This window comes from Helicobacter apodemus (genome assembly GCF_000765745.2).
GTDB lineage: Bacteria > Campylobacterota > Campylobacteria > Campylobacterales > Helicobacteraceae > Helicobacter_D > Helicobacter_D apodemus.
In genome coordinates this window covers 66,641-72,640 of sequence record NZ_JRPC02000010.1, presented here as the reverse complement: position 1 = coordinate 72,640, position 6,000 = coordinate 66,641, and the positions used below count along the sequence as shown (strand labels likewise).

12 protein-coding genes are annotated in these 6,000 nt (G+C 28.3%); 6 read left to right on the top strand and 6 right to left on the bottom strand.

The window, feature by feature from the left end:
• Positions 1-1,009: 1,009 nt before the first annotated feature.
• Together LS72_RS04975 and LS72_RS04970 are read right to left on the bottom strand one after the other, a co-directional pair.
• A complete protein-coding gene (locus LS72_RS04975; protein WP_138155126.1) occupies positions 1,010-1,588 on the bottom strand; it encodes a zeta toxin family protein in 579 nt (192 codons plus the stop codon).
• A 19-nt stretch (positions 1,589-1,607) separates the two neighbouring features.
• Positions 1,608-1,883 (bottom strand): hypothetical protein, encoded by a 276-nt coding sequence (locus tag LS72_RS04970; RefSeq protein WP_034555617.1) that lies wholly within the window; start codon positions 1,881-1,883, stop codon positions 1,608-1,610.
• A 534-nt stretch (positions 1,884-2,417) separates the two neighbouring features.
• Here LS72_RS04970 and LS72_RS04965 point away from each other — a divergent pair.
• The 5 genes from LS72_RS04965 (at position 2,418) to LS72_RS11685 (ending at position 4,143) form a co-directional block, all read left to right on the top strand.
• Complete coding sequence (locus LS72_RS04965) at positions 2,418-2,960, top strand: tyrosine-type recombinase/integrase (RefSeq protein ID WP_138155124.1); 543 nt, start codon at positions 2,418-2,420, stop codon at positions 2,958-2,960.
• Positions 2,961-3,150: 190 nt separating this feature from the next.
• The gene (locus LS72_RS04960; RefSeq protein WP_052087389.1) at positions 3,151-3,510 is read left to right on the top strand and encodes a DNA cytosine methyltransferase; all 360 of its coding nucleotides are present in this window, start codon (positions 3,151-3,153) and stop codon (positions 3,508-3,510) included.
• Between the two features lie 5 nt (positions 3,511-3,515).
• The gene (locus LS72_RS11690; RefSeq protein ID WP_138155122.1) at positions 3,516-3,626 is read left to right on the top strand and encodes a DNA cytosine methyltransferase; all 111 of its coding nucleotides are present in this window, start codon (positions 3,516-3,518) and stop codon (positions 3,624-3,626) included.
• The gene (locus tag LS72_RS11370) at positions 3,620-3,994 is read left to right on the top strand and encodes a hypothetical protein (protein WP_052087388.1); all 375 of its coding nucleotides are present in this window, start codon (positions 3,620-3,622) and stop codon (positions 3,992-3,994) included. The genes LS72_RS11690 and LS72_RS11370 overlap by 7 nt, the downstream gene beginning before the upstream one ends.
• Positions 3,901-4,143: a DNA cytosine methyltransferase gene (locus LS72_RS11685; RefSeq protein WP_414458063.1), complete on the top strand. Its 243-nt coding sequence runs from the start codon at positions 3,901-3,903 to the stop codon at positions 4,141-4,143. Before LS72_RS11370 ends, LS72_RS11685 begins: the two co-directional genes overlap by 94 nt.
• Here the strand turns inward: LS72_RS11685 and LS72_RS10810 are convergent.
• The 4 genes from LS72_RS10810 to LS72_RS04940 all read right to left on the bottom strand — a co-directional run bounded on the left by LS72_RS10810 (position 4,061) and on the right by LS72_RS04940 (position 5,499).
• Positions 4,061-4,450, bottom strand: coding sequence for a hypothetical protein (locus LS72_RS10810; protein ID WP_034555316.1), 390 nt, complete (start codon positions 4,448-4,450; stop codon positions 4,061-4,063). The two genes, LS72_RS11685 and LS72_RS10810, sit on opposite strands and share 83 nt — an antisense overlap.
• Positions 4,417-4,542, bottom strand: coding sequence for a hypothetical protein (locus LS72_RS11560; RefSeq protein WP_269149277.1), 126 nt, complete (start codon positions 4,540-4,542; stop codon positions 4,417-4,419). Before LS72_RS11560 ends, LS72_RS10810 begins: the two co-directional genes overlap by 34 nt.
• Positions 4,543-4,678: 136 nt before the next feature.
• Entirely contained in the window at positions 4,679-4,948 is a 270-nt protein-coding gene (locus LS72_RS04945) for a hypothetical protein (protein ID WP_034555315.1), read from the bottom strand.
• Positions 4,882-5,499, bottom strand: coding sequence for a hypothetical protein (locus LS72_RS04940; RefSeq protein WP_138155120.1), 618 nt, complete (start codon positions 5,497-5,499; stop codon positions 4,882-4,884). The genes LS72_RS04945 and LS72_RS04940 overlap by 67 nt, the downstream gene beginning before the upstream one ends.
• 185 nt (positions 5,500-5,684) lie before the next feature.
• Here LS72_RS04940 and LS72_RS10805 point away from each other — a divergent pair, with 185 nt between their 5' ends.
• The gene (locus LS72_RS10805) at positions 5,685-5,846 is read left to right on the top strand and encodes a hypothetical protein (RefSeq protein WP_194145560.1); all 162 of its coding nucleotides are present in this window, start codon (positions 5,685-5,687) and stop codon (positions 5,844-5,846) included.
• The last annotated feature ends 154 nt before the right edge of the window (positions 5,847-6,000 follow it).

Here is a 6,000-nt window from a genome sequence, read left to right as displayed (position 1 = left end):
AATTAAGTATTTTTTACTTAATAACTCCTCTGTATAAATAATTACTAAGGAATAGCCACGCTCTAAAGGTGCAATTTCTCTTTTATAACGCATTTTGCTTCTGAAGTTTATGTGTTTGGCATTAGAATATCCTACTGATAATCTTTTATCAGACAACACAGAAGTAAATGATTTATTAAAAACCCTATTGAAATGCTTTATTGGTTTAGTTTTAATTTTTGCTAACGCAAATTACAAAGCTTTTGTGGCTTTAATATTTTAAGAAAAGAGGGGATATAATTTTGTTATGAGTAAGTTAGATGAAACGAAAGAGGAAATTAACAATTTAAAATTTTGGCTTGGTATTGCTGTGGCTACCTTTTTGGCTATTTTAGGTTGGAGTATTACCAAATTATGAGACAATAAGTTTCTTATTGCTATCATTAGGTTTTGTGGCGGTTATTTTTCTAGGAGTGGCAATCATCCTCTTACAGAAAAATATTAATAAAAAAATCAAAAATTTAAGGGATTTGTAATGCTTACAGAAATAATTGTTGTTTGTATGGCTTTAATGGTTTTTATTATTCCGATTCTTGCAATTAAAACTGCACTTGAAAGTAAGTGAATTACTCCTTGAAAATGCCTAAAAATAGGGATTAATAATGATTTAAAGTAAAAAGCTTATATAATATATGTGGATTTAAAGTTAGGCTTTCTTAAAAGGAGGTCTAATGGCAGAAATTACAATTGTCTTAGTCGTGATTCTGCTGCTTATTTTAGCTATAAAATGCTAGTCTAAAGCAACAACATAATTAAAACATTCTAATCTTATGCCACTTCCGCTTATAAAATCCTTAAATCCCTTGCAAACTTAAAGCCACTTTAAGCGGAAGTGGTTTTAGTATATTAGCTCTAGTAGAATTAAAACTTACTTTCTAATTCTTTATAGTGGAGATTCTAATAAAGTCTCCTAACTAAAGCTAACATTTAAGAGCAATCTCTTTTTAGTTTTAACATCTTGCTTTGCATTTTAAGGCATTTCTTCTAGTTTTTCTAATAAGCCAACAATCCATTGTGGCTCTTTAAAGATATTTAAAAAATTATCTCGTTTCTCTAAAATTTTTTCAAATGTTTGAGTATTGTCAAAAACAATAATGCTATTACAAAGAGGAGCAATTGTATTTAGATTTTTTAAAGATTTATAATATCTTGTTTCAATAACACTAGGGTCAATGCTATGTCCGCCTTTTGCCACCCTTATTTTTACTCTTTCTTTAGCAATCTCTGGATTCTTAACACCTATATAAAAGAGATTAATACAATATTGTGAATCTTTTAAGTTTTGGAATAAAGATAATATGGAATTTCCGCATAATGTGCTTTCTTGGTTAAAATCTTTTCCTTCTTTAATATACTTTTCTCTAATTTTTAGAGCGATTTTAGAAGCTCTTATTTGGTCTTTTCTATTTTTCCAATCTCCAAAAGAACTCACAATTTCATCAATATTAATCCTTAGACCAAAATCCTTTGCAGATTCTAGCTCATTATAATATAGCGTTGTCTTACCAGCTCCATTAACTCCTGCAAAAATATAAGCTTCTTTTGCCATTGCATATCCTTGCGTGTTTTTAAATTGTTTCTGCTAATTGATGATAAATTTCTTTTAGTTTTTTATTAAATAATTCATCTACTAAACTCTCTTTATTAAATTTCTTTCCTAAAAGTGCAATTCCTTCCAAAAGTAAAAGATTTTCATTAGAAATTTCTATTTTTTCCACACCCTTAATAATAAAATCATTAATTTTGTTAGAAAATTCATCATTAGTTAAGCTTTTAATATTAATTCCGCTATTTTCAATAGCCTTTAAAGATTTTTGATTAATTTCTACTTTTTTAAGTGCCATTTTACATTCCCTATAGATTAATTTTTGTAATTATAATGTTTTTTGCATTAAACTACTATTTATTATTTATATTTTGGATACATTTATAAAAAATATTACATACTTACTAAGTATGTAACAAAAATAAGGATAATGTATTATGGAATTAGAAAAATATGGTTTAATCCTTGATTTAGTAAGGTTAAAAAATCTCTTTATTAGGGAATTAGAATCTCTTAACTTCTAAAAAAATACAATTTTGACTTATAATTAACAACTTTTAGTATTTAGTGACTTCTGTGAGGAGATTTCTGATGAAGTAAGGCTAAAAAACATTAAATAAATGCATATTTCTTACTTTTTTTCGTAGCTAGAAGCAAGAATTAAGCCAAATAATGCAACAAAGGCAAGTTATTATAGAACTTTAAAGAGTTTTTTAACTTTTTAAGCAAAAACAATGATGATTTAATAGACTATGATTATTTATTCAAAAAATTTCCTTTAAAATTAAAAAAAGGCGAAAGCAAAGAAGTAAATCACATAAAATTAGCAGATATGAATAAAATTTTAGACTATTTACAAAAAACTATTAAAAATAACAATAATTACAAAAACAACAGAAATTCTCTGCTTGTTAAACTATTATTTGGAGCAGGACTTAGAATTTCTGAAGCACTTAATTTAAAATTGATAGACTTTACTACCAGTGATACAAATGATGAATTTTATGAGCTAAGTATTATAGCTAAAGGTGGAGAGAGACAAAAGGCTTATATTTTAAAAAGCCTTATTGAAAAGGAGCTTTCTTATATCTCTCAAAAACTTTCTTTAAGCGATTATGTTTTTTTAACTTCACATAATACACAATTAAAAAGACAGACTGCTTATATTAATTTAAAGCGTATCTATGAAAAGGCGGGTGTATTTCACAAAGAAGGCTGTCATATTTTAAGACATTCTTTTGCAATGGATTTAATGGCAAAAGATATTAATCTAGGAGTGATACAAAAAGCATTGAGGCATAAAAATATTAATACAACAATGATTTATGCTGATGCAACATCAAATATGATAAAAGAAGCTTTGAAGAAGCGGTGAATTACTCCAGCTTTAAGAAGCCATGGTAATCCACTATGCAAATAGTGAAATCCTAAAATATTATAAAATACTATTTTAAATAAAAGTTTTTCCATTTAAAAACGAAGTGATAATGGAAGAATTAAGTAACTTTTAAAATAATGCTTATTAAAGGAGTCTTGATGAGGAAAATTGTAGCAATAGATTTATTTTGTGGGGCCGGTGTTTAACTAGAGGCTTTTTAGAAGCTGGTATTCAAGTCTTAGCTGGAATTGATGTTGATTCCAACGCAAAAAAAGCTTATGAAATCAATAACCGAGTTTCATATATACAAGAAGACATAGGTAAAATTACTGCAAAAAGAATAAAGGATATTTTTTCTCAATCAAAAAATTCTATAAAGATTTTAGCTGGATGCGCCCCTTGCCAACCATTCTCAAATATCAATAAGAAAGATATTAAAACTGTTTCGCGTAAGACATTGCTTGATGAGTTTGGACGCCTCGTTAATGGTGTAAAACCTCATATTGTTTTAATGGAAAATGTTCCAGGTATTGCTAAAAATCTCTAGAGGTATTGCAAAGATTTCTAAATATTCTTACTCAAAATAATTATAAATATGACTATAAAGTCTTAAATGCAAAAAATTTTGGAGTTCCACAAAACGCAATCGTTTTATTTTGCTAGCTTCAAGAATCAAAGCATTCACCCCAAAACTTAAAGAAACAACAACAGATTCAGTAAAAACTCCTAGAGATTTTATAATTCATCTTGATGAAATTAGAGCAGGAGAAAAAAGCCTTAAAGATTCTTTGCATCGTGCTTCCAAAATGAATAAAATCGATTTATATAGAATTCAAAATACACCTAAAAATGGTGGAACAAGGATAGATTGGGGTGAGAATGTGCCAAAATTTGAATGCCACAAAAAACTAATGGATATAAAGATGCATATAGTCGTATTTGGTGGGATAAGCCATCTCCTACAATTACGACAAAATTCTATCAATACTGCTCAGGAAGACATGGGTATCCAGAGCAAGATAGAGCTTTAAGTTTAAGAGAAGGAGCGTTGCTACAAACTTTTCCAGAAGATTATATGTTTTTTGGAAATATGGCTTCTATTGCTCGTCAAATTGGGAATGCTGTGCCACCTCTGATGAACAAGGAGATTGTAAAGAACTGCATTCTAACTTTTCTCTAAGTTGTTCATGGGCATCAATGAAATCTTGATGATATTTCTTTGCTTGTTCTAAAGCTTGTTTATGTGAAAGAAAAAACATATCGTTATTTCTCATATTATCAGCCCTAATTACTGCTTCACTATGTAAATCTTTGCCTATTATATAACCTTTAACTATTTTATATCGCATTTTATCTGATGTTTCTTTCTGAAATTTTTCTTTTATAAATTCACAATAATCTTTCAATTGGTCTAAATCTTGACGAGTTATAATTTTTTGACTTCTTTTGATTTCTATATATAAAGCTCTTGCCCAAACCCTTTGCAAAGGAAGTCTATTCTCCTATTCTCTTCAAGCATATTTTCTTGTTCTGGAAATTCTTTTAATAGCAAATCACTATAAGAGACCTCATCATCCATTGTAGATAACCTTGGTTCTAGCAACCAAGGGAATTCTTTTAAGAATTTATGCATAGAATCTTAATATCATTTTTCCCAACTACTTCTCTAGTGCCCTCATTCAGTAATTGTTCAAATTTTTGTATTATTTTTAATTTTAATCTTCCAATGGATACCCTGTAAAATTCTTTTGCTTCAATAATCTCCCAATCTTTAAGTAGTTTAAAATATTTGTATTATTTAAGTATTCTTTTCCTAAATCATCTGCAAAATCTCTAAAAGTTTTAAAGGCAAAAGTTCCCTGCACATATTCTAGCAAGGTTTTAGTTGAGGCAGTATCTAAGCCTTCATTATCAACAATTATATCTGTAATGCTCTTTGCAAACTTTTTCTCATTAGCTGTATATTCTTTATACCAATCATACACATCAAAGCCCATTTTTTTGTAATTTCTTTCTTTCTAGCTTCTATTCTTTTTTTCCAATCTTTTCCTATAGCCTTAATAATTTCTTGTATATTTATTTTTAATAAATCCATTTCATCATTATTCCATACAACATTTCCTCCATAAGTTGCTATATTGTCTGCATCTTCATCAATGAAATCTACATTAATCTCACCATACATATATGAAAATGCGTGGCTTTTATCAGTGCCCACACTAAAAAAACTTGGTTCTTGACATAGTTTCTTTCTAGCATACAAAGCAATTCCTTTGTATTGTTCCTCACCACTAGAAGTTTCATTGATGGGAGTTTTAGTTGTCATAATAAAGCCATTAATATCTTTTTCTCGTAGATACTTCAATGTATTTTTCTCTATTATATTTTGAATATCATTTGGAATACTCCAACGGAATTGCTCGTTTTGAGATATAGCTGTTATTCTATAATCAGAATTTAAAATGATTTCTGATTGACTATTATTACAATCTTTGAAGTGTATTGTAAAATTATCTCCAAAAAAATTACTTGCCAACCATTATTCATAAAACTCCCTCTTTTTAGCTTCAATAAAATTATGCTGAAAAACAAATATTATTCAAATTGAATAATAGCTTAACTTCCCTATTTTAAATATATTCAATGGACTTCAAATGGTCATTTAAAGCTCTTTTTGATTTGTATTATAATTCCTACATATTATAATTTAAGGAGCTAAAATTGATTTTGAATGATAGCTTTTTTGATAAAGATGAAAATTGCACATTTGAAAAGGATAAACTAGGTAGAAAATCTCTTGCTCAAAATTTAACAAATATTTTAAGAGAAGTAAAAACAGATACACGAGGATTAATTCTTGCCTTAAATGCACAATGGGGGTAAAGATATTGTTAAGGCTTTGGGCTGATTGATAGATTTTAGAATCCTCTCCAAATTTGTTTTTTAAAGCTTCTAAACCTTTGTTTGGGTCTTTAGAATGCAAAGATTGTGGAGCACCCCCTATATTTTTAGCAAATGCTAATAATTCCTCTCTTTC

What these genes read in the sequence shown, in the direction of transcription:
- LS72_RS04975 (WP_138155126.1), bottom strand. Translation starts at nt 1,588, where the DNA reads ATGGCAAAAGAAGCTTATATTTTTGCAGGAGTTAATGGAGCTGGTAAG.
- LS72_RS04970 (WP_034555617.1), bottom strand. Translation starts at nt 1,883, where the DNA reads ATGGCACTTAAAAAAGTAGAAATTAATCAAAAATCTTTAAAGGCTATT.
- LS72_RS04965 (WP_138155124.1), top strand. Translation starts at nt 2,418, where the DNA reads ATGAATAAAATTTTAGACTATTTACAAAAAACTATTAAAAATAACAAT.
- LS72_RS11560 (WP_269149277.1), bottom strand. Translation starts at nt 4,542, where the DNA reads ATGGATGATGAGGTCTCTTATAGTGATTTGCTATTAAAAGAATTTCCA.